26 protein-coding genes and 3 pseudogenes are annotated in these 26247 nt (G+C 42.6%); 7 read left to right on the top strand and 22 right to left on the bottom strand.

Translation table 11 applies throughout. The features are described from left to right. Positions 1-151 precede the first annotated feature (151 nt). Entirely contained in the window at positions 152-553 is a 402-nt protein-coding gene (locus tag AC0IYG_RS04395) for a hypothetical protein (protein WP_471709822.1), read from the bottom strand. Between the two features lie 48 nt (positions 554-601). Between AC0IYG_RS04395 and AC0IYG_RS04390 the strand changes: the two genes are divergently transcribed. The 3 genes and pseudogenes from AC0IYG_RS04390 to AC0IYG_RS04380 all read left to right on the top strand — a co-directional run bounded on the left by AC0IYG_RS04390 (position 602) and on the right by AC0IYG_RS04380 (position 2627). Continuing rightward, entirely contained in the window at positions 602-910 is a 309-nt protein-coding gene (locus AC0IYG_RS04390; RefSeq protein WP_471709821.1) for a hypothetical protein, read from the top strand. 890 nt (positions 911-1800) lie between these two features. Continuing rightward, positions 1801-2058 (top strand): prolipoprotein diacylglyceryl transferase family protein, encoded by a 258-nt coding sequence (locus AC0IYG_RS04385; RefSeq protein WP_471709820.1) that lies wholly within the window; start codon positions 1801-1803, stop codon positions 2056-2058. A 119-nt stretch (positions 2059-2177) separates the two neighbouring features. Beyond that, positions 2178-2627: pseudogene (locus tag AC0IYG_RS04380) on the top strand (prolipoprotein diacylglyceryl transferase). A 323-nt stretch (positions 2628-2950) separates the two neighbouring features. Here the strand turns inward: AC0IYG_RS04380 and AC0IYG_RS04375 are convergent. The 9 genes and pseudogenes from AC0IYG_RS04375 to AC0IYG_RS04335 form a co-directional block, all read right to left on the bottom strand. Further along, positions 2951-3774 (bottom strand): annotated as a pseudogene (locus AC0IYG_RS04375) (relaxase/mobilization nuclease domain-containing protein). After that, complete coding sequence (locus AC0IYG_RS04370; RefSeq protein ID WP_471709819.1) at positions 3771-3989, bottom strand: hypothetical protein; 219 nt, start codon at positions 3987-3989, stop codon at positions 3771-3773. The pseudogene AC0IYG_RS04375 and the gene AC0IYG_RS04370 overlap by 4 nt, the downstream one beginning before the upstream one ends. A gap of 13 nt (positions 3990-4002) precedes the next feature. Then, the gene (locus AC0IYG_RS04365) at positions 4003-4563 is read right to left on the bottom strand and encodes a hypothetical protein (RefSeq protein WP_471709818.1); all 561 of its coding nucleotides are present in this window, start codon (positions 4561-4563) and stop codon (positions 4003-4005) included. 222 nt (positions 4564-4785) lie between these two features. Further along, entirely contained in the window at positions 4786-5124 is a 339-nt protein-coding gene (locus AC0IYG_RS04360; protein ID WP_471709817.1) for a hypothetical protein, read from the bottom strand. Positions 5125-5129: 5 nt separating this feature from the next. Next, on the bottom strand, positions 5130-5324 hold the full coding sequence (locus AC0IYG_RS04355; RefSeq protein ID WP_471709816.1) for a hypothetical protein: 195 nt from the start codon (positions 5322-5324) through the stop codon (positions 5130-5132). Beyond that, a complete protein-coding gene (locus AC0IYG_RS04350) occupies positions 5315-5827 on the bottom strand; it encodes a P-loop NTPase family protein (RefSeq protein WP_471709814.1) in 513 nt (170 codons plus the stop codon). Before AC0IYG_RS04350 ends, AC0IYG_RS04355 begins: the two co-directional genes overlap by 10 nt. 5 nt (positions 5828-5832) lie before the next feature. Beyond that, on the bottom strand, positions 5833-6342 hold the full coding sequence (locus tag AC0IYG_RS04345; RefSeq protein ID WP_471709813.1) for a hypothetical protein: 510 nt from the start codon (positions 6340-6342) through the stop codon (positions 5833-5835). 76 nt (positions 6343-6418) lie between these two features. Beyond that, positions 6419-6676 (bottom strand): hypothetical protein, encoded by a 258-nt coding sequence (locus tag AC0IYG_RS04340; protein ID WP_471709812.1) that lies wholly within the window; start codon positions 6674-6676, stop codon positions 6419-6421. Between the two features lie 251 nt (positions 6677-6927). After that, positions 6928-7344 (bottom strand): hypothetical protein, encoded by a 417-nt coding sequence (locus AC0IYG_RS04335; RefSeq protein WP_471709810.1) that lies wholly within the window; start codon positions 7342-7344, stop codon positions 6928-6930. Positions 7345-7448: 104 nt separating this feature from the next. Between AC0IYG_RS04335 and AC0IYG_RS04330 the strand changes: the two genes are divergently transcribed. After that, a complete protein-coding gene (locus AC0IYG_RS04330) occupies positions 7449-7607 on the top strand; it encodes a hypothetical protein (protein WP_471709809.1) in 159 nt (52 codons plus the stop codon). A 36-nt stretch (positions 7608-7643) separates the two neighbouring features. Here the strand turns inward: AC0IYG_RS04330 and AC0IYG_RS04325 are convergent, their stop codons facing one another. The 4 genes from AC0IYG_RS04325 to AC0IYG_RS04310 all read right to left on the bottom strand — a co-directional run bounded on the left by AC0IYG_RS04325 (position 7644) and on the right by AC0IYG_RS04310 (position 12216). Continuing rightward, entirely contained in the window at positions 7644-8921 is a 1278-nt protein-coding gene (locus AC0IYG_RS04325; protein WP_471709807.1) for a BT4734/BF3469 family protein, read from the bottom strand. 784 nt (positions 8922-9705) lie between these two features. Beyond that, positions 9706-10575, bottom strand: coding sequence for a hypothetical protein (locus AC0IYG_RS04320; protein ID WP_471709806.1), 870 nt, complete (start codon positions 10573-10575; stop codon positions 9706-9708). 519 nt (positions 10576-11094) lie between these two features. Then, the gene (locus AC0IYG_RS04315) at positions 11095-11361 is read right to left on the bottom strand and encodes a hypothetical protein (RefSeq protein WP_471709805.1); all 267 of its coding nucleotides are present in this window, start codon (positions 11359-11361) and stop codon (positions 11095-11097) included. A gap of 261 nt (positions 11362-11622) precedes the next feature. After that, on the bottom strand, positions 11623-12216 hold the full coding sequence (locus AC0IYG_RS04310; RefSeq protein ID WP_471709804.1) for a phage integrase SAM-like domain-containing protein: 594 nt from the start codon (positions 12214-12216) through the stop codon (positions 11623-11625). 521 nt (positions 12217-12737) lie between these two features. Between AC0IYG_RS04310 and AC0IYG_RS04305 the strand changes: the two genes are divergently transcribed. Continuing rightward, the gene (locus tag AC0IYG_RS04305) at positions 12738-12908 is read left to right on the top strand and encodes a hypothetical protein (protein WP_471709803.1); all 171 of its coding nucleotides are present in this window, start codon (positions 12738-12740) and stop codon (positions 12906-12908) included. A gap of 35 nt (positions 12909-12943) precedes the next feature. Then, a complete protein-coding gene (locus AC0IYG_RS04300) occupies positions 12944-13951 on the top strand; it encodes a serine hydrolase domain-containing protein (protein ID WP_471709802.1) in 1008 nt (335 codons plus the stop codon). A gap of 163 nt (positions 13952-14114) precedes the next feature. On the opposite strand, the gene AC0IYG_RS04295 is transcribed toward AC0IYG_RS04300, so the two are convergent. The 3 genes from AC0IYG_RS04295 to AC0IYG_RS04285 form a co-directional block, all read right to left on the bottom strand. Then, a complete protein-coding gene (locus tag AC0IYG_RS04295) occupies positions 14115-15170 on the bottom strand; it encodes a helix-turn-helix transcriptional regulator (RefSeq protein WP_471709801.1) in 1056 nt (351 codons plus the stop codon). 103 nt (positions 15171-15273) lie between these two features. After that, positions 15274-15642 (bottom strand): RidA family protein, encoded by a 369-nt coding sequence (locus AC0IYG_RS04290; RefSeq protein ID WP_471709800.1) that lies wholly within the window; start codon positions 15640-15642, stop codon positions 15274-15276. Between the two features lie 134 nt (positions 15643-15776). Continuing rightward, entirely contained in the window at positions 15777-16751 is a 975-nt protein-coding gene (locus AC0IYG_RS04285; protein ID WP_471709799.1) for an OmpA family protein, read from the bottom strand. A gap of 173 nt (positions 16752-16924) precedes the next feature. Between AC0IYG_RS04285 and AC0IYG_RS04280 the strand changes: the two genes are divergently transcribed. Then, on the top strand, positions 16925-18994 hold the full coding sequence (locus tag AC0IYG_RS04280; RefSeq protein WP_471709798.1) for a BspA family leucine-rich repeat surface protein: 2070 nt from the start codon (positions 16925-16927) through the stop codon (positions 18992-18994). A 53-nt stretch (positions 18995-19047) separates the two neighbouring features. Here the strand turns inward: AC0IYG_RS04280 and AC0IYG_RS04275 are convergent, their stop codons facing one another. The 5 genes and pseudogenes from AC0IYG_RS04275 to AC0IYG_RS04255 all read right to left on the bottom strand — a co-directional run bounded on the left by AC0IYG_RS04275 (position 19048) and on the right by AC0IYG_RS04255 (position 26214). Continuing rightward, positions 19048-19554, bottom strand: a complete 507-nt coding sequence (locus tag AC0IYG_RS04275; RefSeq protein ID WP_471709823.1) for a hypothetical protein — start codon at positions 19552-19554, stop codon at positions 19048-19050. A gap of 39 nt (positions 19555-19593) precedes the next feature. After that, positions 19594-21178: pseudogene (locus AC0IYG_RS04270) on the bottom strand (glycoside hydrolase family 31 protein); the annotation flags it as partial. Between the two features lie 286 nt (positions 21179-21464). After that, complete coding sequence (locus AC0IYG_RS04265; RefSeq protein ID WP_471709797.1) at positions 21465-23336, bottom strand: glycoside hydrolase family 44 protein; 1872 nt, start codon at positions 23334-23336, stop codon at positions 21465-21467. A 67-nt stretch (positions 23337-23403) separates the two neighbouring features. Beyond that, entirely contained in the window at positions 23404-24570 is a 1167-nt protein-coding gene (locus AC0IYG_RS04260; protein WP_471709795.1) for a glycan-binding surface protein, read from the bottom strand. An 18-nt stretch (positions 24571-24588) separates the two neighbouring features. Further along, a complete protein-coding gene (locus AC0IYG_RS04255; protein ID WP_471709794.1) occupies positions 24589-26214 on the bottom strand; it encodes a RagB/SusD family nutrient uptake outer membrane protein in 1626 nt (541 codons plus the stop codon). Between the last annotated feature and the right edge of the window lie 33 nt (positions 26215-26247).

Below are 26247 nucleotides of genomic sequence, written 5' to 3'. Positions count from 1 at the left end.
GCATGGCATGTTCACACACACACACACACACAAAAAACAAAACAAAAAAAAAAAAAAAAAAAAATTTTTTTTTTTTTTTTTTTTTTTTTTTTTAAATCAGGAGGGTTTTTTCTCTTTCTCCTCCCAGGCCCACGCACTCAGGCTCAACCACTCACTGTCCTACCCAGGCATGGCATGGCGGGGGCAGGCATGGCATGGTGGCATTTTTTTTTTTTTTTTTTTTTTTTTTTTTTTTTTTTTTTTTTTTTTTTTTTTTTTTTTTTGGCAGGCTGGCAGGCGGAGGCTGGCAAGGCAAAAAAAAAAAAAACAGGCATGGCATTTTTTGGCAGCTTTTTTTTTTTTTTTTTTTTTTTTTTTTTTTTTTTTTTTTTTTTTTTTTTTTTTTTTTTTTTTTGTTTTTTTTCTCAATTTTTTTGTTCATCCCAAGGCATGGTGGCATGAATTTGGCATCAGAAAAAAAATTGTTTTTTTGGCATGGCTGGAATGGTAGGTTTTTGGCATGGCACCCAGGCAAGGATGGCAAATTTTTTTTTTTTTCCTCCCAGCCTCTCATGGTTCATCTTCCACCTTTTTTTTTTTTTTTTTTTTTTTTTTTTTTGGCATGGCTGGCCAGCATGCACTGTTGCCACTGAATTTACTACCCTTTTCCTCTCACCCTCACCACTTCTTTTCCAGAAAAAAAAAAAAAAAAAAAAAAAAAAAAAATGGCAATGGCATGGTCATTTTTTTTTTTTTTTTTTTTTTTGGCATGGCATGGCATGGCATGGCATGGCATGGCAGTGGCATGGCATGGCAGTGGCATGGCGGAGCTGGAGACCCTAAAAAAAAAAATTATTTTAGGCATGGCAACACACACACACAAACAGGCATGGCAGGCCACCAAATGATGCATGGTGAGTCTTCTGATTGATTTGAAGTTTATTAATCAATTTAAAGAGAAAAGCCTGTAGAAGGATCCTGGCCATCTAATTGTGTCCTTTACGGTGCTAAAAAGCAGGATACCTAACCTAATAGCCATGTTCTTCCAAGCAGAAAGAAATGTTAACATAAAATAAAAAAGCGAATTTGTGACAATCTCAACTAGAAAACATACTAACAATAAGAATGCTCTTGAAACTCAGTACTTATGTCTGTTGAAAAAGATTTTATCAAAACGATCCAGGAGAACACTGGGTATAATCAATAGTATTTGCAACACTTATTTTTCCAGATCTGATGATTTCAAAGATGCCAGGCAGGATGTCATTTTACAGCTTTGGCGTTCCTTTCCAACATTTCGAGGTGATTCAAAGATCAGCACCTAGATTTACAGGGTAGCCCTTAACACAATTTTAGCCAAGAGGAAAAAGGATCACAACTTGGGTGCAAATGAATCGTTGTCGCAACTGCACCTTGATCATATTTTCTTCTTGCGCTGATGTGAGCGGCAGATTTTATCCAGGAATTTGCCTGGTTGGTTAGCACCCTCTGAGGATTGTGACAAGTGCCATCATCATCCTTTTGGCCGAAGGAATATTCCAATAAGGAAATTGCTGCTATACTTGATTCTAACTGCAACGAATATAAGCACAAGGCTGAACCGCATAAAACACAAACTCAAAGAACGTTATCTCAATGAACAACAATAGGTTAAAACACGCTTGGGCAGCAACAAAAAATGAATTTTGAAGATCCGCTGATTTCTGAGGACGATATTTTATCTATAATACACCAAGAGTTCAGCAAACAGCAGAAACTTCAAAGGCTTCTTTATAATGCATCGTCCGTTATATTCTTGCTCATTTTTTGTCAAACCTGCTAATGCTAAACTACATAATCTGGGATGCTGAGCCCGAAGCATTCTCCTGGTCAAGTGTTCCGCGTTGGTATGGAATCTTTTGGGCAATTGGCATATTCCTGAGCATTTTTGTGGCGACCTACATCTTTAAGATTGAAAAGCGCCCTGACAAAGAAATTGACAAGCTTACCCTGTTTTTAATCGTTGGTACCTTGGTTGGTGCGCGGTTGGGGCATACTCTGATTTTACGAACCCCTGCATTACTTGCAGCATCCAATTGAGATTTTGCCTGTCTCCTTAACCCCGTCATTTCATTTTACCGGACTTGCAGGGCTAGCCAGCCATGGCGGTGGGATTGGCCTGATTATGGCGGCTTTCATTTTCGCTGAGGCGGAAAAAAATGGATTTCCTTTGGCTCCTGGACCGGATTGCTGTTGTAGTCCCATTATGTGGGGCATTCATACGATTGGGAAATCTAATGAATTCAGAAATGATTGGAATTCCAACTAATATGCCTTGGGCATTTGTATTCACCCATATTGATAATATCCCAAGACACCCGGCTCAATTGTACAAAGCGATTTATTGTGGTCTGATATTCGGACTCGTTTTTCATCTATGGCGCCGCAAACGTAACAAAATGGGGAGATGGGGTACTGATTTGGAATTATGATATTCGATCCTTTTTTCATTCCGCTTTCTCGATGAGTATTTTAAGGAAAATCAGGAAGCTTTTGAAAATAGTATGCTGCTCAATATGGGCCAGATACTTAGCATCCCGTTCATTCTCCTCGGATTGCTTATCATTGTTGTCCAAAAGCGAACAAGCCTGCACATCGCTGAGTATTGACAATCAAAGTACAATCAAACGTATGCCGACAACACTTAACTGTAAAATATTCGCGTTCCCAGCCACGATATGCTATAAAATTGAAAAATGGGCATAGTTCGATTTAACCACGGTTTTCATGTACACTAACAAACACTTTACATACACCATTGAGCATTGCAGTCCCATTGAACCAAACCATAGCTTTTAACTCCGGCTGGCTGCTACCATATCTCCTTGCGATCTCCCTCAGTTTCAGTATCGTCGACAAATCCCAAAATTTTGTTAAGACCTTAACGATGTCGGGAACCTTGTTGGCAAATTGAAAATTAAGTCGATAGTTTTTATAACGACAATCCTTTTTTAACAGACTTGACCTTTTCAGCTGCTGTATTCAAAAGTGCAAATTGATTTTTTAAATTTTGTAAACTGTATTCTCTTGATATGTCGGACCCCTTGATCCGTTGGTTTGTCTGGGCATGAATAAATGTCAAACCCCGGCCAATGTCACATTTAACTCCTTGTTTTTTCATAAGTGCAGTAAACTCGCTGAAATGTTTAGACTCTTTCACCACCTTTGGTAGTTTCAGCAAAAGCTCAGCTTTGAAATCAACCTCTATAATTACCTTTTCCTTTTTACCGCGCTGCTTCATTTCTGGTGCGATGCTTAAACCCATGTCGAGCTCTATCTTCCGGCAAAAATCTCCGGTGCGGCGATAGTTGTTGAAGTGGTCTGCTGTATTCTTTCCACTACCGGCAATCCGGTTTGCTACAATGTGAAAATGCTGGTGGGCAGTATCTCGGTGAATAAAAGCAATCATTTGATTATTCCCGGACCGAATTCTTCCGAAAACCGTTCACAAATACTGCGCACCGTTTCCGTTTTGACCTTCTCTTCCGGAGGAAAGCTGAACGTCTGGTGCCACACGAACTTGCTAAGATTTTTGTTATGGTTTTGGTTGTGAACAAACTGCTTGGACAGATAATCAATGTTCAATCTCCCATCCGGTTTGAAATCAATTCCGAGATTTTGAATATAAACTAATTCACCACGGACATCATTGATGGTTAGCTCATTCCGTTTGCGTTCTGAAAGATTATTCTTTTCATAGTAGCAGTACTCTAAGATTCCTTTTGCGTAGTTGCCTAACCCAGCTTTACCAATCATAAGGATTCCAGAATTTGCTTGATTTCATTCTTAATTTCTGCATAAACATCTTCAACTACCGTGACTTTGTCCGCTTGAAAAATAGACAGATCATGATCTAAGCGGCTGTAATAGCTTTTGTACTTCCCCCACGTCAGCTCATTTTTCTTGTAGAGTTTATAAATTTCAGAAAGGTAAATCTTTTGCTCTTCGGTATCTTCCCCTGATCCAATCAATTGAAGAAGGTTTTCAAAAGACAGGCTGTTGGTCTCGAAAAAAGTCCTGCATTGCTGGTATTTCGAATTGCTCGAAGAGCCACTTTGAAACCAGTTCTGAAAGTCGTCTGATTACTTGTGAGCTTTTCATCCATTCAGATGTTAACAACTGCTGGTCCTTCGTCCGATGGGCGTAAAAAGCGAGGATACCCGATAGTTTTTCGAGGTTAATTATTTGCCGGGAAATGTGATCCGGAATGTCCCGCCGGACTGGTAATTTCACTGGTACCAGTTCTAGTTGAGCAAGGATGTATTGACTGGCCGAAAGATTACTTTTTGAAATACGTTCGTCAATCTTCTGTTTTTGTTCTTCATTTAGCCATACAGAATAATGAAGTCTCTTCTGCCTTTTAGACGGCAGCGACGGTCGGCCTTTTATCTTTTCCATTTCTGTTTTTTTTAAATATGAGCCCAAGCGAATATTGGGGTTTGGGGTATCCCCAAATAAGTCCTCGCCTGTATGCTCGCTTTTCGCGACGTACAGGCGATAGCTTGCTTTTAAACCGTTTGTATAGGATGGTTCAACTGGGATCAATTAGGTTTAAACCGGTTTAATTGGTTTCATTTTCGTCTAATTGGGACCAATACACGATTGTTCTTCTTGTCATACAGGTAGTTACGAGCAAATTCCACTTTATCGCCTTCAATTGGTTCAACTACAAGAAATTCATATCCATCCTGGTTAATAGTCTTACCATTCAGATAAATGCTTTGAAATTTCTCGACAGCGGGGTGCTCATTAACAAACTCGCGCTTTTCAGAAAAATCTGTTTGGGTTGTGTATATCCAGATAATTGAACAGATACCTGAGAATACCGGTCAATCCATAAAGTAAGTGGTTGCCCAATCCATAGAAAAAAGCTTGTTGTTTGTTATCAAAACGGACCTGGTGTACCTGACCTCTAATTTTTTCAGAAGCAGCGCTCATTTCCTGAATACTTTCAGAAAGTTTTGAGCTGTTTTCCCTTCGTAATAGCGCAACCGCTTCGTTCACCTCGTGCAAAATGATTGCAGTCCAGTCATCCATTACAGTGGCATATTTTTCCGTGTACCGCCCTTTAATCCGGTTGAGATACTCTTGGTTAACCTCTTGCATTGATCCTAAAAATTAATGTTTTCAGTAAGTTCTTTCCGCATTCGGAGTTTCGATCCAGGGCTATACTGTTCAAGAGGAATACCCAGTCGTATGGAGTCCAGAATCTGCCCACCCAAATGGCTTTGAGGATCAAAATCTCCAAACTTGCATAATTTCAAACCCAGCTTTTCACAGTTTTGCTGCAACTCTTTTAAAAGCATTGGTTGGTGATTAAATGTCGTGATCGATGCCCATACTGTGAGGGATGCTTTATTATCAACGATCCTGTAGAGGTTCTGCAGGAAAACTGGACTGAGGGAATGTAAGCGCTTCCACCGCCAATAACGATGTGATAGTTAACTTTCATTTGAAGCATCTCCATAAACTCTTCAAACGGCAAATCTCTTTCAATCAATGCAGGAAACTGCTCTGACTCAGGCGCTCCAAAATCAAAAATGATTTCTTCAAATGGTGTGTTTACTAGACTCTCGAGATATGATACTAGATTATCCCGCACCAAAACCTCCTTTTCATTCAGAAGAGAAACAGCCTCCAGTCTGTTTCCGCCCAGAAATTTCAATTGTCTCATCGATGACTTAGTGCTGCAATCCAGGTCAACAAAAGCCGTGGACTCCGAATTTTGACTTTTTAAACCGATTAGAGCTGCTAGCAGGCTTTTGCCTACTCCTCCTTTGCTCTGCATGATAAAATGTACTTGTTTCATGATCATTAGGAAAATTTAGTTTTTAAAATGTTTTGATTGCTGCCTACTTCATCCGGATTCGTCCAGGAAACAACATCTGCCGGTCGTTCTCTAAATATTGCTTCCGGGGCTTTGACATTCACTGCCATAGAAGATTTGGGGACGATTTGCAGCTGGCCTTTAAAGTGGTGTCTGATGTATTTGATATCCCGTACAGTGACCAGGTTAAAGCCCAGATCTCGATTAATCCGTTCCTGTATAAATTTCAACGAGGCGTCCATAAACAGCCAGGAAGAATAAGCTTTAAACAGAGCGAGTTGCCTCCTTCGGTCTTTACACTCGTAAAGTTCTTTTATCGTTTTTTTGTCCATTCTTTTTATTTTTTGATATGTCTTTTCCTGCCACGCCTCAACTATTTGCCACAACGTATTTAACTTACTGTGGATAAGATCATTATATATTTTTCCGCGTGGCTTTTTAATGCCACACTCTGCCACAATACCACAAATGCCACGCAATGCCACGGAAAATGCCACGTATTTTTATGACATAAATAATTGATATATAGTCACTTAATACCCTTTATACTAAGCGTGGCAGCGTGGCATTTTTTCAGCCGATTTCAAAATCGAATTTTTCTTTCAAAATTTTACAATCGATTGAAAATGAATCTCGTGCGAAATCAATTTTACCGAATTCATTTTCTTTTGCAAAACGAAGCTTTTTGAAAAACTCAGATTCAGGCTTATTGACCAGTTGTAGAAGCTCTTCTCTCAGTATGTGAATGGATGGTGGTGCAACTTCAAACCGGTTCAAACGCTTAAATTCAAATTCAAACTTTTTGTAAACTCTCCGAAAATTAATTGTCACGTCAGAGCTATTCAATCGGTAATGAACATTTGGAATCAGCGCTCCTCTATCCAATAGTTCCTGAACTACGCCGAGAATTCCTGCAACGATGATTTATCCTTCGAAATTTCTTCTGACGTTAGTATTGCCTTTTTCCCATGCTCCAGGAAAAAGAAAGGACGTCGTCATCATCCGTTAGTCTTATAATGTCTTGTTTTGCAAGAATGTATGGGACGGACAAAAGCTGAGCTACATTATATATGTATCGGTGATTACTGATATGGTACGGCTCCCAGAGACTTTTCAAATGCAGACTTTAAATCCTGATACGCCTTTTTATACTCAGCCTTGATAACATCTCTGTATGACCAAAGTTGTCTCAAAACAGAGGTGATACCCTTTTGTTCCAGCTCCACAAGGGCTTTATATGCTTCCTTTTGAATATTGGATGGCTTTCGATTATTGTTAATTATCAGCATGATACGGCTGAAAAAAGGTTCATCAGCTGGTAAATCTGGTAAAAAATTGGAGGCAAAGCCAACGGTACATTTTGGAACCAGGTCAATGGTGTCAATGTAATTTTCCGAAAATTGATTGAGTTTAGAATAAGCCTTGTTATCGAATGAGGCTTGAAATAAGGGAGTGAGCGGATGGTTTGGGTAGTATTCGTCGCCAGAACTGAAAACCATTGTATCGCTGTTCCATTTTTGCGACGACAGCTGCTTCAGTATTTTTTCCCTTTAAATTAACAGTCATTCCCTTTCCATCAGTGCCGAATACGTAGTTCAAATGGATGAATGTTGTACTCTTGCCCGATCCGGCAACACCCGAAATAAAGAGCATTGGTGAAAAGTTATTGATCTTGACGCCTATGTCCCGGAATATGCTGAATAGCAAAAAGGAAGCGGCTAGAAAGCTTATGTACTCGCCTTGCGCCAACGAGAATAACTGAAACCAGTCATTAAACGTTACTTCATTTTCTGAATACTCAAATGCCGAAGGAGCTCCTTTCTGGTAATTCGGAAGCTTGTAAGCACTGGTCGTCAAAATTTATGATGCCATGAATATCAGGCTTTAGTAATGATCCTGTTTTACTTATGGCTAGGTTAGAGAAAAAATAGAGCTCAGAATTAGGCTCCATTCCATACCGCAAAACGGATTGAGCCACTGGGAAAGTGGTGCTTAGAAACAGAAACTTCCTCAATTTTTGCAATTGGAGTGAATTTAAAGAAAAACTGAGCTTGTATGCCCCGAAAATCTTCTCAATTGCTTTTGCTTCAAATAGATCATCGTGCGGAATAGTAATGTATAGATTCTCTTCATCTGGACGCTGAATTTCGATTAGCCAGGTGATCCGATCCTTTTCATCTTTTGTTTGATACTTGATAAATACCAGAAAGTTTTCAGCTATCGTAAAAGCTCCCTTTCCTGATTTTACAACGATTTCAAAGTTTTGTAAGTCATACGTTATCACATTATCCCTGATAAATAGGTCATTTCTGGTTATTGACTCGCTTTCTGATTCGATATTGCTTCTTTTAAGAATAGCAATTCCGGCATCTTTGGCAGCCCTGAAAAAATAAGCAGGTGATGTGAATTTCCCGTTTTTCAGACAGTCAGAAAATTTCTGATCCGTTGTGTCAGCATTATATGAAGTATTTTTTGACGATACTTGATGGAAAATCTCCCTGCCATTCTCGCCAAACGTCGCCAAAGCAAAACCAATCTTAATCCAATTGTCATACCCTTCGGTTATATCTACAACGGAATTGACTATACGTTCAGCTACCAACTTGGCTCTTTCCAAATCTGACTGTTGATATTTTACAGAGCTTAAACTTGACGGAGGCTTAACATCATAAACCGCAGCAAATAGATTTATACGTGCATCTGGGTCATAACTTACAAAACATGCCCTAACAGCGTCCTTGCCAGATTTATCAGCCTGGATACCGAACTGATTCTTGAAATAACAAGCAAGTGACTCCCAGGCTAGCTTGAAATCAGTTGTCGCAATTTTTACGACAACCTTCAACCCATTCCCCGAAGGGCTTACAAAACAGAGGATCACATACTTATCCTTACAAATTTTGCCCTTGATTCTTTCTAAGCTTGTGACATTATCAAAGTCAATGCATATGAGTCCAGAATATTCTTTTATGTTACGTGATGACCGCTTTTGTTGCATAATCGCACCAAAAACAAAGTAATCAAGTTTCTTTTTAAGTTCGTCAATTAGAGACTTTTCGTTAGCTTTACGTATCAATTCTATTTGAGTTTTGTACTCATCAGAGCGTATAATTTGAAAGGCCTCTTCTAACGTTAGGTTTTTTGCGGGTATTGTATTTCCTATCCCTCCCTTAAAGAAGGAGAATTGCAGGTTTTTCCATAAAGGTTAATTTAGACTACGGTGAGTAGCTTGAAAAGATTTGCAGAGCGTGACCATGGCGGTGGTTACGCTTTTTTTTTGACCCCGTTTTCTCCCATATTCGAGTAATTCGGCCTTCTGAATAAAGGTATCTACCGTTGAAGTTATAATGCGGTAGGGCTTTGCGCTTGCGCCACTCTATAATGGTAGCGACAGAACTCTGCATAACTTTTGCTGCCTCCGCCTGTGGGATCAGTTCATCAAGTTCTTCCGATGATTTTTTTTCTTTTACAAGCGATAAGCTGTTTGCCTTTTGAAGGATGATTTCAACGGCCTTTTCTAAGTCTCCCTTGGCGTGGGAAGTAAAGTTGGACTGACATGATTTTAAACTGGTTTAAATGAAACATGCATGACCTTAATGATCAATGCAAATTTCTAGTGAAACCAGTCAGATTTGACTTAGGACCCAAATTTCCGAATCAAAGCCTTGAAAATCAGTCAATTATTTCAATATCAACCTTTTTTGTTATCCCACTTACTTAGACCATTTTTAATTGTCTTTTCAGAATTGAAGGAATTTGGAAGTGCTTGGAAAAGGATTTCGGCCAGTTTTGTCTTAGTGATTGACTTAAATTCATTTGATAGTGCTGCCAGGGCGGTATAAATACTATCCCTATTGTTCTTAAAAAGAATCTTCATCCTTATATCGTCCAGTAGGAATATTGTACTTTTTGCTACCTTTTTCAACGAAATGGTCATTAACTGGTTTTCGGATATCAGACTTATTATTGCTGACCAGCACGACTGTTTTATCGCTTTCAAGTTGCCTGATAAGATAATCAGAGACATTTTCTTTTTTACACTCATCTATTTCACAAATAATCCTGGGAGTAAGATTGGATAATAGCTTTTCAATTTTTTCATTTTTTTGAGCAAAAACGTCCAGCTTTCTTTCATGTAGACTACTGATGCCTGCCGCCACCTTACCAAGTTCTTCTGCTGCTGCAAAATCGCGCTGGATGGAACGTTCATTAATCAAGTCAGTGATTGACTGGTTTAACTCAATCAGATTTTCCTCTGTGGCGCCATTTGATTTAATCATTTTAACATCTTCGGAGATCTCGTCCAACCTTTCAACGAAAACTGTCAAATCCTGATCGGACTGACTTTTCTTAACGGAATTTTCCACATACTCCCGTATTTCGGAAATTTTCAAGGCATCGTTACCGTTTTGAGCGATGCCTTGTAGGCGACGCTCTATTTCACGTAACCTTTCATCCAACATTTTAGATGCACTTTCTTGCCGGTTTAAGGCCACTATTTTATTAAATCGATCACTTACCAGACTGGATTCATAATGTAAACCCAGGTTATCACCGAATCTAAAAGAGCTGGATTCCAATAATATGGATACCAAGAGCGAAAGATGATATTCATGAAGATCAACCGCTTCATTCAATAATTGTATTTCACGCAGCTCAGAATAAATATTCTTTTTAAATTTTGAATAGAACAGCGTTCCAATATAGTGCCGAGATTCAGAGTTTTCCAACCAATAATCGAACCTTTCAAAACTTATCGCCCAGCCAAGTTTGGCGATATAATTTTCCTGAAAAAAGTCAATGAGCCGACTCTGCCCTAAGTGTTTAATATCTGAGCTTACTAAGCCTTCGTAAAATAACTCCGTAAACCCTCTCCGCTCAGCTTCATTGAGCGAATTATAATATCTAACACTCGATGAATATTTATAAAAAAGAAAAAAGTCCTTATCTGCACTGATAACTGAATGTAATTTGTAAGATAGTACACAAGCACAGCAAAACAGACCCGCAGAAAAACAAATTGTTATCCAGTCTACGCTGATATCTCAAGAGGCTATATATGACATAAATATTAACAAGAATGTTAAATCCAGGAAAACTGTAACGAAACCAACGAAAGGAACGAAAAACAGAAAGTTCATAATTTTTTGAGATTGAATCTCAAAAACACCTCTGCTCAAATACGTGAAATATTTTTGTGCAAAAAAAGTCAGCACTGTCACTACTATTCCTGATCGCGATGTAATTTGTCATTTCCATGCGTTGTCCATTTGAGAATCAGTAAATGCTTCTGTGACTTTCATATATTTATCAAGAACCGCATCTCTCTTAATGTTCGCAATCTTCTTGATCGCTTTCGGCTCCATACCCAGAAGCAAAGAATTTGTAATGAAAGTCTTACGGGCAGTATGACTGGTAATAAATTTGTATTTGGGCTGCGTGATTGATTTCTTCTCCACCCCAACAAACCAGTGTGCAGTAAATTGTTGGATAATACCGGCTGAAACTTGCGGCATTCCTTAATATAGTCATTGAATTTCTGAGAAGATATAGTGGGCAGGGGCTCGTAAACAGCTGTTTTTCAGACTCTCGTAAGGATCGCCTTGGCATATCTATTTAGCTTAATAGCGTGATTTTGAGTTTTTGTTTTTTGAATAGATATCACAATGTGCTCATCACTGATATTTGCTAAATGCAGCTTGGATAGGTCTGAAAATCTCAATCCGGTGAAACATCCCATGCAGTAAAAGTCACGCACATGTGCCAGTCTATTATTTTCAAAATCGTGATCTGTACAAGCACATCAGCTCCTCGAAAGTTAGGTAAACAATGTCTACGTCATGTTCCGAAGCCCGAAAATCCTCAAACTTCCGATTCTCGTTGTAGCCTTTCTTTATGCTCCACCTGAGCATGCTTTTCATGACCGCTACTATTTTTGCGAAATAGTTGTTTTTTATTTTCCTCTCCTTAATAGCGTATCTTGACAGCTCTTCAAAAAAGACGTCATTGATGGAATCAAACGAAATTTTCGATGCGAAATCCATTTCAAACTGCTTCAAGAAATTCATTACTGAGGTTTGCGCTTTTACGGTATTGTAGGTTTTGGTAAGCTTTCCACCATCAATAAACTCACCAAAGCATTCGAAGAACTCGATCGTGACTGCTTTAATTTCAACCTCGCTGTCGAACTTACTCAGGAACAGCTCCTTTGAGAATGGTAGTTTGTTTGCTCGGAAAAAGAAAAAGATATCGTTTATCCTTTCCTCTACTTTCTGCAATTCATCATTAATGTGATGGTAGTTATTGCTTGGTTCTTTTTTAAGGTTCGGTTTAACCCTGGATCCGTCCCAGTATTTTTCTTGAACCGACACACCTACATTACGCCGGATTCGGACGCTATCAGCCGCAGAACAAACTGCACGGGCATTAATCCACTTGAACTAACTTTCTCCTTTCTAAGCTCAAAACTTACTTTCATCTCTATTAAAACCAGTTAAGTGTAGTTAAAGGGTGGTCAAAAGGGTGGCTAAATGTAAATCAAAAGTAGATAAACTCAATGCCAATACCCATACCAAAAACCCTGCAATACTCAAATATACTGATATATAGATGGTTAAAACTGGTTAAAAGCAATCAAAAAAGTATGGTACTCCGGCTCTGGGTACAAAAGCCCTTCAACGCAAGTTGAGGGGCTTTTTTGCTTCCAAACTTCTACAAAACCTCACTGCTGATTGTCCAAGGAATTGGACTTGATTCTTGTGCTTTCAGTTTTTATACTTTTTTATTCTTATTAACATAAGTTAAAAGCTTGGCTCTCTGCGTCTCCCGACCTTTGTTGCGATCAAAGTGTAAGAACACCGCGATGAAAAAATCATTCATACAAATCATTAAAATGAAAACACAGATTTTGAAATCAGTATCCAACTGCCTTGTTTTTAGCGCAGTTTTGTTTGCAAGTGCTTGCAATGAAGAACAGATCTTACAGGAGAGCGCAATGGAAAAGCAAGAGCTAAGCGATGATGCGAATGCCGAAGCTTATTATTGGCCAGCCTACAAAGTTTAACGCGTCTTACCTTCGCCGAAGAAATTGAAAGATACATGGAAGACCAGAAAGTTGGTTTCGGTTATTCAATTATGTCCAATGGAGAAGAATTTTTTGTAGGAAATGGTGGTGAAGGGTTTGCCCGAAAAGCCTTTGAAGCAGGTGGCGAGAAACAGCATGGCGCCTTGGTGCAGCAGGAATCACTTCAGGCAACACAATATGTTACTGCGCTTGCGGTTCTTAAGATCCTTAAACGTTATAATCTTTCGTTACAAACAAAAGTATGGCCTTACTTACCAAAGGGCTGGGAGCCAAGCCCAGGATTCAAATCGTTGAATTTTGAGCATTTACTGTCCCACCGAACAGGTTTGGTTAATGGGGGGACGGAACAATCAATTATGGTTTCTGTTAAAGGTGGTGTCAATACTGGTTTGCGGCAACCTAACGATATCAATTACATACTCTTAGGCATTATCACGCCTTATGTTGATGCTGTTGAAAAGAGTAAGAAGGGCAATTCAACGCTATTGAAAGTACTTAATCAGGCTCCGTCAAACTTTAACATTTACGCAGCCGAATTTCGTAAAATTGTTTATGAAAGTGTATTTCTTCCGGCCGGAATTAAACAAGCAAGTTTAATCGACTGGCAAGCGTGGGGTGATGAAGGTTATATGGAGCCGCACCTGTCAACACAAGGATATTTAGAGATAAAAGGAACCGCCGCAGGAGTGGATAAGGCTGTTGTCTCTGCAAATGCTGGTGCAACGGGATTGTACATGAGCGCATCTCAGTTTGCTAACCTTCAATCTGCGGTGTCTCAATTAAAAGTAGTAACCGCTGCCGATCTTCACCTAATGAAAGACAAGCTTTTTGGCTTTGACGCTGCACTTAATGGTACAATTGGGAAGTACTATTATAAAACCGGCTTAGGATATAGATGCAATACAATTATTATGGATTTTGGCAAAGCTCAGGTAGCCCTGTTTACAAATTCTCCAATGTCCGTAACAATCAATCATCCGGTAGAAATCGCAAAAAGGTTTGAAAAATCATTGGAAAAATAGAATGTATTTTTCAGGGTTGAAGTTTGAGTAAATGATGCGCAAAAGTCCCGGCAATGCCGGGATTTTTGCGTTAATGCTAAGTTGCACGGTTTAAATAGTACATCAAAAAGCCAAGGGCGTTCCACTCGATTCTACGAACTGATAAAGTGACAGCGTGTCACTTTTAGAGCTTGTTTTTTTGGGCTATCCTAACATTTAACGAAGGATACAATTCACCGTTAGCTGATTTATTTTTATTATTTTTTCGATTTACACAGAAAGAATCATGCGCCTGTTTCGCCAGCCGGGACAAATGTCCTCGCAGCGAAACAGGCTCTATGATTTTGACGGAACCGGCAAAAGGCAATAACCAGGTTGATAGGTAAGTAAGTGAGCCGACCAGAAACAAGATCTCCAAGCTCCCGTCGGATAGCGTTTTTTGATGTGCCCAGCCATATTTGTGTTTGGTATCATGCAAATGCTGGACTTGGGCAGGCGGAATTTTGGAAGGGTCGAAATGGATGACCACTTTTTCCTGATCCGTGCGTTTGGCTTCATCTGTCCAGTATTGCTGCAATGTTTCCGGACGTGGAGAAAATGATTCATCGGAAACGACAAAGCTCGTAATGCGGTCAAGCCGAAAATTCCGAAATGCTTGCCTCAGCCGACAATAGGCCACCACATGCCAATGCGCGCTCAGATAAAGACCGATCGGCTCGATCTCACGCATACTCGCTTCGCCTGACTCCGCAGCTTGATAACCAACGGTTACAACCTGATAAGATGTCACGGCAGTGACCAGCTGCTGATATGTATTGGGCCGCTCAGATGCGCTAGGCGGCTCCATGACCTGAATGTAAGGCGCAATTGTTTCCAGATGGTCGCGGTCTGAATGCCGGAGTGCTGCCCGAACTTTGTCCATCGCCGCGCCGCTCAGCCGGGCAGTAGCCGCATCGGTAAGCCTGGAAGCGAGCTTTTCTGCTGTTAGCAATGCCATGGCTTCTTCCCGGTTGAACATCACCGGCGGGAGCCGATATCCTTCAACCATCGCATATCCCTTTCCCTCCTGCGTCAGGATCGGTATTCCTGCGCTTTCAAGGGTTCTGATGTCCCGGTAAATCGTGCGGGTGCTCACCGAAAAACGTTCTGCCAGCTCGGTGGCTGTAATGGTCCGTTTTGTTTGCAGGAGTGTAAGCAGGGCGACGAGCCGCGAGAGGCGAGTCGTTTCGGAATCTATCATGGCTCAGGTTTTTTCCATAATTAATAACAAAACAGAAGCCCGGTTTCGGACTTCTGTTTTAAATTTTAAACAAAGCAATTACTTAACGACTGTTGCCTTAAGTTCAAGGGTAAAGTCCGCCATATAAACCTTTTATTTCAAGTAATGTTGTCGCTTGCTTAATGCCATGCTTGGCAATCCAGGCTTGATAGGTCTGTACGCAGCTTGTGAAAAATTCTTGTGTTGAAGTCGTGAAGATATTCAGCCTCACAATGCCGCTTGGCTTGTATCCAGCCTCACTGATTAGTTGTTCCAGGTTCCGGATAATGAGCTCAAATTGGGTGTTCATATCCGATGCAACCGGCTGGCCGCCGGCATCAATCGCCACTTGCCCGGAGCAATAAAGTGTCCCCAAAGGTTGCTTAATCTCAACTGCCTGCACTGAATTTGAATACTTGCTCCACTCCCAGGGATCCGTGATGTTCTTTTCCATTTTTGTAACGTTTATTTGATTTGACGCTACAAAGATCAATGTGCATTGTGACAGCCCTATGTCATACCCTTTTGCGAAGCTAATTTATATTTGAAAATTTATTTCAGATCTAAATCATCGCTTTTTCCAATCTATTAGTCTGAGGAAACTTGCACAACCACCCGTCTGTTTCTCTCGGGCTCACTTTCTGAGACCAAACTTTCTGATCCAAACCATTTCTTTTTCACTCTTGAATCATTTATTCCTGCATCTTTTAAATACTTTGCGACTGTCCTGGTTCTGTATTCCGACAGCGTCAGGTTTTTAGCTTTCTCTCCAACATGATCCGTGTAACCGGCAATCGAGATCGTGTAATTTTGAATTGGCTTTACAATGCTAATAATCGAATCCAGTGTCAAAATCGACGAATTACTTAATTTGTATTCTGTTTGATTGAAATACAGAACCTTGGTGAACGGAAATGCAATGCTTACTTTTTCATCAGACGGTCTTAACACCGATTCGATATTGTCAATCAAAAGTAGATTCAACCCTTTCCTAACCGTAATTTGTTTTTTCATCAATATTTCTTCGGACGAAGAAGTGACCAGTAAATCGATTGTCGGTGATTGATCCGTAACCCCCATGAACGCCCCTCGATATCCCCTATCAATCATGGCCTTCGGGAAGTTTACAACGCACTCTTTCTTTGCCAGCTGAACATTATAGTTTTTCAATACTGATTTGGCGGTGCCCAGATATAAGGCATCTTCAATTGGCACAATAGCGGAGTCCAACAACGACGTCGGCAACTCAAATAAAAATTCGACTTCGGACGTAGCCTGTCCAATAAACCGAACGGGCAGCTTGATTTCATGAAATCCAGCGGATGCAAATACAAGGAAATCAGAACTAAGCGGCACTTTTACACGATAAAGCCCAGTCTCATTGCTCGTACCCAAATGCTGTTTCTTTCCATCGATAATTGAATAAACATCCGTTTTAATACTTGGACCTTTATTGTAATCAAAGCATGCACCTTTGAGAATTACATAATCCAGATTATCCTGTTTACAATGCCCATCGGTTAGAAAAATAATGAGTGTTGCCAGCGTAAGTATATATTTCATGTCTCCCTCATTTACAGTGAATTTGAAAGATCTAAAATATCAAAAATCTCGTGCTTCTACTTAACAGATTATGAAGTGCAAGCCACTTCGCAATTTGATACATTCCATTGCATTATGTAACTTTCCGGAGACAACTCAATTTCCTTGATTTTACATTTACCAAAGCTCCACTAATGAATAAACTTTACTATTTGACATGCTTATTTTTAATCTGCGTATTACAGGCAAGCGGCCAATACATAACCGTCTGGAAAACTGATAACGGAAGCATCAGCGGCAATACAAGCGGCGACAATCAGATCATTATTCCGGCAACAGGAGCCGGTTATAGCATTGCCTGGGAGGAAATCGGGAATCCGCTCAACAATGGTTCGGCAATCGGCACAAACAGTCATACACTCACATTTCCAACACCAGGGACATATCAGGTAAGCATTTCGCCGGGTAATGGAACGTTCACAAGAATTTCATTTGCCAATGCGGTCGACTACCCCAAATTACTGGAAATAAAGCAATGGGGCGATACGCAGTGGGACAGCATGGAAGATGCATATTCGGGATGCGATAAGTTACAAATTACAGCAACCGATGCTCCCGATCTAATCAATGTTAGCTCTATGCGACGCATGTTCCGTGAATGTCGTGCAATCACAACCATCCCCGGAATCAATGATTGGGATGTTAGTTCAGTATCCGATATGAGCTTTTTGTTTTCAGGAACCTCGTTGTTCAACGACCCGCTCAATCAATGGGACGTCAGCAATGTGACGAATATGACAGGCATGTTTCAAAACTCCTCATTTAACCAGCCCATCGGCAGCTGGGACGTCGGCAGTGTTTTCGAAATGGGTTTAATGTTCGAAGGCGCATTCAATTTTAATCAGCCGATTGGTTCCTGGAACGTGAGCCAGGTTCATACGATGAGCGCAATGTTCAACTCTGCCGCAAACTTTAACCAGCCGCTCAATGACTGGGATGTAAGCCAGCTTGTCAATATGGACGCCATGTTTTTCAATGCGCCGAGCTTTAACCAGCCCATCGGAAACTGGGATGTCCGTAATGTCCAGTCTATGGCCGCTGTATTTTCACTTGCTATTTCCTTCAATCAGCCATTGGGGTCTTGGGATGTAAGAAGTGTGTCTAGTATGCAGTCGATGTTCGACGGCGCAACGAGCTTTAACCAACCGCTCAGCACGTGGGAGATCAGTAGTGTAAACGACATGGCTGCAATGTTCCGACGCGCTTCCTCATTTAATCAGCCGATCGGAAACTGGACTGTTAACCTCGTTACCGATATGTCATATATGTTTTTTGGAGCAACAAATTTTAACCAGCCCCTTAATGACTGGGATATGAGCGGCGTGACCAGCATTCTCGCCATGTTTTTCCAGGCCAAATCATTTAACCAACCGGTCAGTAACTGGAATGTGGGTAGTGTTTCAAACATGAATGGCGCGTTTTCTGAGGCAACTGCATTTAATCAACCTCTCACCAACTGGACGCTTTCTCCGGGTGCTGACCTGAACGCCCTGCTTTTCCGCTCGGGAGTGGATTGCGTAAATATGTCCAAGACTTTGCAGGCATGGGCAGCAAATGACGCGATGCCTGATAACATTACATTTGGCGCTCAGGACATTACATATGGCACTGCGGCTGCTGCTGCGCTTCAAACGTTGAGAAATACCAAAAATTGGTCAATTCAGATTGGTGATGAGGTTTTATGCGAAGCTTTGGCTGTATCATTGATCAGTTTCAATGCAAAAATCGCTAATGGAGCAGTAAAGCTGGACTGGGCCACGGAATCGGAAACAGACAATGATTACTTCGATGTGGAGCGCTCAGCCGATGCAAGAAACTGGAAACCAATCAGTCGCATAAAGGGTGCAGGAACTGTGAATACATTGAGCAAATATGCAGTGACCGATTCAAGCCCATTGGAAGGAAGATCATATTATCGACTGAAAATCGTTGATTTTGCTGGAAAAACAGAACATTCGAACATTCGCGTTATTCACATTGGCACAACGACTGCCCCGAGCATTTATCCGAATCCGGCGACGACTTCTCTAACACTTTCAGGAAAGACGGACGGACATATCTGGATTTACACACAGTCTGGTCAAGTGGTTGGAAAGATAGCGGTGAAAAAAGAAGAGACCGTTATACCCGTAACGCAACTCCCAATTGGGACTTATTTGATAAAATCAAATGACGGTTGGAGCTCAAAATTCATCAAGCATTAATACAAGTTACCGGGCTGCTTTCAGACAACAGCCCGGTAATTTTATTCAAAAAATCACTTCAACACCCATTTAACATTCCCGCCAAAAACATCCTTCCCTACAACCAGCTTCCCGCCTTTTTTCACAACCAGCACATCCTTCACCTCACTTTCGCCTGGCAGGAAAAGCTTCATAGTCGTGTTTGCAGCCGTCACATTAAAACCAACAAGTTCAATATTTTTCCAATCGATCTGATCGGTTGACTGTGCTACTTTTACGTGCGGAAGCACGGCTCCTTCGCGGACTAACATGGCCACTTCCAGCTCACCGGCGGCGATATCATGCCAGCCGCCTTCGTACACCTTGCGGGTTTGATAATCCACCCATTTGCCTTTTGGTAAATACACTTGCCGACTTTTTGTGTTTTCAAAAAACGGCGCAACCAGAATGTCCGACCCCAGCATATATTCATTATCCACCATCCAAGCGCCCGGATCTTCCGGGAATTCAACCAGCAATGCGCGCACCATTGGAAGCCCTTTTTCAGACGCGAGTTTGGACTGGGTGTAGATGTAGGGCATGAGCTTGTATTTCAACTCAACCGCTTTCCGGAAATAATTTTGAAAATCTGCTCCGTATTCCCAGGGTTCTTTTAGGTGCTTGTCCGTGGGTGCGGGTATGGGAGCTGAGCAAGCCCATCAGCAGCCAGCGGCGATAAAGATCTTCCGGCGTTTTCATGGTAAAACCGCCTATATCATGGCTCCAAAACGTAAAACCCGAAAGTCCCAGCGACAAGCCGCCCCGCAGCTGCGCCTCCATTCCCTTGTTGGTCGTCTCCGCATCGCCGCCCCAATGGATCGGGTAACGCTGACTTCCTGCCCACGTGCTCCGTGCCCAGATAATGTTGTCACCGGTCAATTTTTTTGTCAGTTCCGAAACGATCTTGTTGTAACGCAGCGGATAAAGGTTATGCTCGTAAAAGCCCGTGCGGCCGGATGCATACACGCCGGATAATGGCGCTGCTTCGCCAAAATCCACTTTAATCGCGCCCACACCCAGTTTCAGCAAGCCTGAGATTTTATCTTCATACCATTTGATTGTATTGGGATTAGAAAAATCAAGCACCGCATCTTCATAGGGAATGGTCCCGTTTGCATTTTTCACGGCGAGGCCTTTGCCTACAATCTCAGGATACAATGTATTTTTTGGAACAAAATAAGGCAATTGCCATAGCGAAGTGCGGAAACCCTGTTTTTTCAGATCGGCGATCATGCCTTCGGGATTTTTAAAACGACTTGGCGCGAAGTTGTAATCGCAACGCCAATCGGTTTCAAACCAACCCGTATCAAAATGGATCACGTCGGATGGAATGCGGTTTTCGCGAAGTTTGGCCGCAACATTGCGTCCGTCCTGCTCTGAAAAGTAGGTTATGCGGCTCATCCACAACCCAAATGACCATAATGGCGGCATAGACGCCTTTCCGGTCAGGTTTGTATATTCATCCAGAATGTCTTTCGGCTGACCTAAAAACACAAACAAATCCAGGTTCTCATCGCCGATCTGCATCGCATTGGATTCGCCATAAGTCGCGCCAAAATCGCACGTAATGGGTGAAGTTGTGTGCATAAACATGCCATAACCACGCGAGCTCATGTAAAACGGGATGGGCTTGTACATCGTCTGCGTCTGCACACCATTCGGATCATGCGTCCACAAAACCACCTTCTGACCATTCTTATCGAGGCGTGTGAATGACTCTCCGCAGCCAAAAATCTTCTCATCCGGCGAAATAGAAAACACCGCTGCAACACTCCGCGAGTAATCCGAAGCGCGGCGAACAAATGAGAACGGCAAAGTAGGCGTGTAAGAAGACCGCCCATCCGCCTGCCCCCGCGTTTGTGTAAGCACTTTTCCAGCTGCATCCCGAATCAATATCTTCCAGGGATTCTCAAAAACAGTAACAGATCCGTGCACATTCGTGTATTCGTGGCCCCCATTGATCTTTTTATATTTCCAGGATGCATCTCTAACAGGCTCTTTCACAAGCATTAAAGAAGGCTCCTCAGCAGCACCCTGAGCACCCGTATTTGCGCGAATCCGCACTGTACGAGGTGAAGTAAACTCAACCGAAAACGGCAAAACAGGATCCTGCGCATATTCGATAGAAGGAAATTCGTTGCTATAAGACCGCTTGTAACTCAGCATGGAGTTATCAAAATTATGCGCCGCAAAAGCCTCATGGCGCTTCCACTTGATCTTCCCAACGCCCGTCGCAGGATCAAATGCAGCCAGACTATCCGCAAAAAACAATGTATTGGAAAAATTCTTAAAATCACCGCTGATATCAACCGGATCATTCACCAGTTTGCTCTGCTGCGCAGTGGCAGAATTGGCATTAAAAACCAGCGAAAGCAGCATTAGCGGCAACGCTATTTTGGGTAAAAATTTAAAATCAAACATATTAAGGATGCAATTTGTAAGGCCCTTCACTTTACTGGGCGATAATTTTTTTGAAAATCGATCGGCCATTCGCAGCCGTAAGGCGAATGATATAAGTGCCGCCGGTCAGTTTGGGATTAATGGTGATTTCTCTTTGCCCTTTTGCCAAGATTTTTTCAAAAACCTGCTTTCCACTTGCTGAATTTATCATGATCTGGTCAAAGTCCTGGTCAGCCCATTTGACCACAATGCTGTTCCAGGTAGGATTTGGATAAATCTGAAATGCTTCCTCTTCCTTTGCGACGCCCGTCACCGCGCCGCCGCCGCTAAGAATAACAGAGGTCACAGACATGGCAGGGAGGGAAAGACTCAGCACATTTCCGCTCACATCCAGCTCCGATTTCTTCAAAGCATTGTCTGCATGGGAGATAAATGTTTCATTACCCGGAAGCTGTGACAATGTATAAACCGCCGCTTTCCCCGCCAAAGGCAGGAAATGGTCTAGCCGCACACGGACGTTCTGGCTTTGATCCGGAGAGCGATTAACCAACACAATCGTCATAGAATCTGCGGCCGCATTCACACTTGGATAGGCAGAAACCAGTGTTTCGTTTGCCGAAACCGCCTTCACCGCATGCGTCTGATTATAGCGGCTTAGCAAATGCAAAGTTTCCCACATGCCCGTTTTCCAGGACCATGGGGTGAAAATCTCGACATTATTTTTCATGAATTCACCCAAAGTAGAAGCATACCAAACGGCCGTAACGGAGGGGGCTATACTTTCATCAATGCCGGTTTCGGTCAGCCCGAGCGTCACGCCGTGATCAGGTCCCAGATATTGGCTTAGCCAATCATTGCAACGCGCGAAAATATATTCCTTAGTAATGCTGTTGTCATAGCCACCATTGATGGTTTTTACGCCATTGGCTTCGGGAAAATTGTAATTTTTATCAAAAAACACCCGGTGCAACTGTATAACTTCCTCCGTTTTTTTGGTGCCGGGGTAAAAATGAATGTCCAGCACATCGAGCAGCCTTATGCCGCTTTTCTGCTGCTCTTCGCCAATGATTTTGATGAAATATTCCAGCCAGGGATAGGTTTTTCCGTTTTCGGTAACAGGCTTCCCGTCCCAATTATACCATTGCCATTCGTTCGCCGTAACCGGGCCAACCAGCTTCATGTCGGGAAACTTCGCCTGCGCTTTTTTGGCTGTTTCGATATATCGCTGCATGAATTCCTGAGGCGAAATCTGCTTCGGCATCACATCATCATGCGTCCCAGACCATATTTCCGGCTCATTATCCATATTCCAGTAACGGATTCCTTCCTGCTTCAAGCCCAGTCCTTTTGCACCAAACCAATGATTAAGAATACTAACGGATGAATCGGCAGTCCATTTTTCCAGATAAAGATTAATGTTTCCCTCCGTTTTCGCTTTCGTTCCAGTTGCATTAGCCGCCCCGCCGCCGGCCAGGTTCTGGTTCACACCCTCCCACCATTGCGACCGGTTATAATCCCAATCCGCAAAATTGGCCGCATTGGTTTTTGCCGCATAACCCAACAGCGGAAATGCCCACATGCCCTGCGCACCCGGAAAATGCTTTTGTAATGTCTGCGCAGTCTGGTCCCAATTATTGAAATAAACATTGTTATACCAATCCGGATGACTGCTCAGCTTCCTTCGCCAATTGTATTTGGAAGCATTATTGCCGCCACTTTCACGAAAAAACCGCACACCGGCATCCCGCAACCGGATCAGATCCGCATCGGGCAATGTCCAGTTTGGGTCAGTGGAGGAAAAAGAATTGTTTCGGCCGTAGAGATAAGGAGAAATGGCCTTCACCTCCGCTGTTGCGTCGATCTCGATCGAAATCTGAGCGTATGTGATTTGGGAAAGGAGGAGCAGGAGAAGCGTTTTATACATGCATTGGGGTGCGGTTAGCATTGTTTTGTCACCCTGAGCAGATCGTTCGCTCAGGGTGACAGCGCAATTACTTTTTCACAATCCTGAAATTATCAACACTTCCATTGAATGAAGCAATGGCAACGTCAGGCGTGCTGAATGATACTTTCAAATCGCTTACTTTGGATACGTCAGCGATAGTGCCGCCGGCTGCACTTTTGAACTCAGAAAGCTCAATAACAGCAGTTCTCCAACCAGTGGTTTGGTAACCGGTGGAAGTGAATTCAGTGGAATTCCAGGGCTGGAATGCATAGGTGTATTCCGTGCCGCCTGCTGTAATGGTAATGTCGTATTTACCCGCTTTCCAAGGTTCTGCAATGTTGTGCTCGAACTTGAATTGTCTTTCCGCCGCCGGTCCTGCTGCCAGCTTGAAATCGAAATTGCAAGTGGCGAAAACCCATGCATCGGCATAGCCGGTTGCAGGCAACTTGGTTTGTTTGATCCTTGAATATTTACCTGAAATAGCACCCGGATCGGTTGCAGGTAAAATAGCAGCCGCTCCATAGCACACATCAGAACCCCAGGTTGTTGCAGGAACATCGAAATTGATCATATGCCCTTCCGTACCATTCACTTTGAATGCTGTTTTGACCGTGCCAAACTCTCCTTCCACCGTAACGACATCTGAAATTGCAGTAGCGGGCATTTTTGCCGTGATCTGCTTTACAGTCGTGCTCAGGATCTGCAAGTTGGTTGCGCCTACTTTTACGGATTTAATGTTGTAAAAATAATCACCCTGAATAACGAGCGTGCCTCCCGGCTTTACAAACTCAGAGTACAATCCGCTTAAAATCGGCATCGGAGCCGACAATACGAAATCATAAGTCGTTTCCCCACCTTTGGTTTGCACCTTGATCTTGTTGGAAACGCCCGCATCCACTGCCTTGGTAGGCGCATTGGCTGGAATGGTCACGATCAGATTGGAGTTGCTACCCAATGCTGCATTAAATGTCGCTTCGAAATCATTGAAATACACTTTCATCACACTGCCCAGGTTCTGGCCCTGGATCACGATCAGCGTTCCGGGTTCTGCTGCATTCAGCGAACTGTCGGCTTTGGCAGGATCGAGCAGGCGGACGTTGGTGATCGACGGTGCGCCGTCCACATCATCCTCATTACAGCTCTGGAAAGTAAGCAGCATTCCTGCCGCCAGACACAATCCCAGCGCTGTCCTATATATATTTTTGAAGTTCATTTTTCGTCAGAGTTTGGGTTAATCTACTAGTTTGCTGAAATCAAACGGAACCGGTTCGTCTTTCAAAGAAGGCGCATTTACCAGCTCTCCCTCAGGAAATGGCAGGTAAAGCGTATTTTCCGACAACGGATAATACTCGGCCGGCGAATACGTTACCGTGTATTTTTTCGGATTGGTAGAACCAGGCACATAAGTCATTGTGTAGTTCTCCCTGCGTTGGGCAGCCGTGTAAGCGATTGCTTTGGCAGGATTGAAATAATACCAGCGAACGACCTCATTCCAGGAGTTACCCTCAAACACGGTTTCAATTCTTCTTTCTTTGAAAATATCCTCGAAAGTCAGCGACGTTTTAGCAGGCATTCCAGCTCTTTTACGCACTGCATTGAAATATTCCAATGCTTTCGCGTCATTGGTTGTAGCCGCATTTCCCAAAACCGCATCAGCATAAATCAGGTAAACTTCTGCCAGACGCAACATATAGGAATTGATATTGGCAGCCATAAATCCACCCAAACCACCATTGTCTGCTGGTGAACCAACAATGTATTTTTTGATGGCCGACAATTGTGCTGGCCGGTTATATTTCAAACCGCCGGTTGCTTTTTGAATGTTTGGATAAACATCGCTGTCAAACATGGCGATTGACTTTCTGCGAAGAGAATCCGCAGGATTTTCAGTAAAATATTTCACTAAATCCGCCGACAAACCTTGCGCCGCGCCCCAGCCGTCACCCGTTGTGGTAATGTTGGCATCGTAAGCGAAATATGCCTGAAATGAATTATTAACCCCCCAAGGATTGCTAACCGGCATCCATTGCAGTGAAAACAAGCTCTCCTGATTGTTTTTGGAAGAGTTATTATTGGCACTTTCAAAAAGCTCCCCATAAGTCGGAGCCAGTGTCCGGCCGCTCTTGGTAATCACGTCTTCTGCATAAAACTTCGCACTATCCAGATCCGACTGGTTACGCGTTCCATTCTGGTTCAAACCGGCGCGCATCAGATACATTCTGGCCAGCATTCCTTCGGCTGAGTATTTTGTCAAACGACCTTGTTCTGCTGTCAATGGCAAGTTTTCTGCTGCAAAGCGGTAATCCTGGATCAACAGTTTCCAAACATCTTCAACACGGTTACGAACCGGCGGCGTGTTCAGCTGCGCAACGTTGTCATACACGATCGGCACAGCTCCCCAGTTAGTCACCAAGTAATAATAAGCGGTTGCACGCATGAAACGGCATTCACCCAGTCCCTGCGATTTTACAGCAGCAGAAGCCGTGCTCCCCGTTGCTTCTTTTATCGCCTTGTAAGCATTGTTACTTTGCGCGATAATTTTATAAAATGATTTGTAACCCGGCAAAAGCGTATTCACATCCGTCGACGGGATCGCATGCTTCACATAAGCCGTGCGGTCATTGGAGTTGAGGTTTCCGGCGCGGGCTTCCTGAAAAGACATATTGGCCTTATCATTGAAATCGAACCACACAATGTTGTAAAGCGGCGCCGTTCCGGCAAGGATTTCGGCATCGGTTTTATAAAAATTACCCGAAGTAAGTGCGTCCAGCGGCGGGCGGTCGAGGAAATCCTCGCCACATCCCTGCATGAGCATCATTGCGCTGATAGCCGCTAAGAGTTTGATTTTGAATTGCATATAAAAAGCTCTTTTGAAATTAAAATTGAATCG

The sequence above is a fragment of the Dyadobacter sp. AC419 genome (genome assembly GCF_979253085.1).
This window is presented reverse-complemented; position numbering and strand designations above follow the sequence as displayed.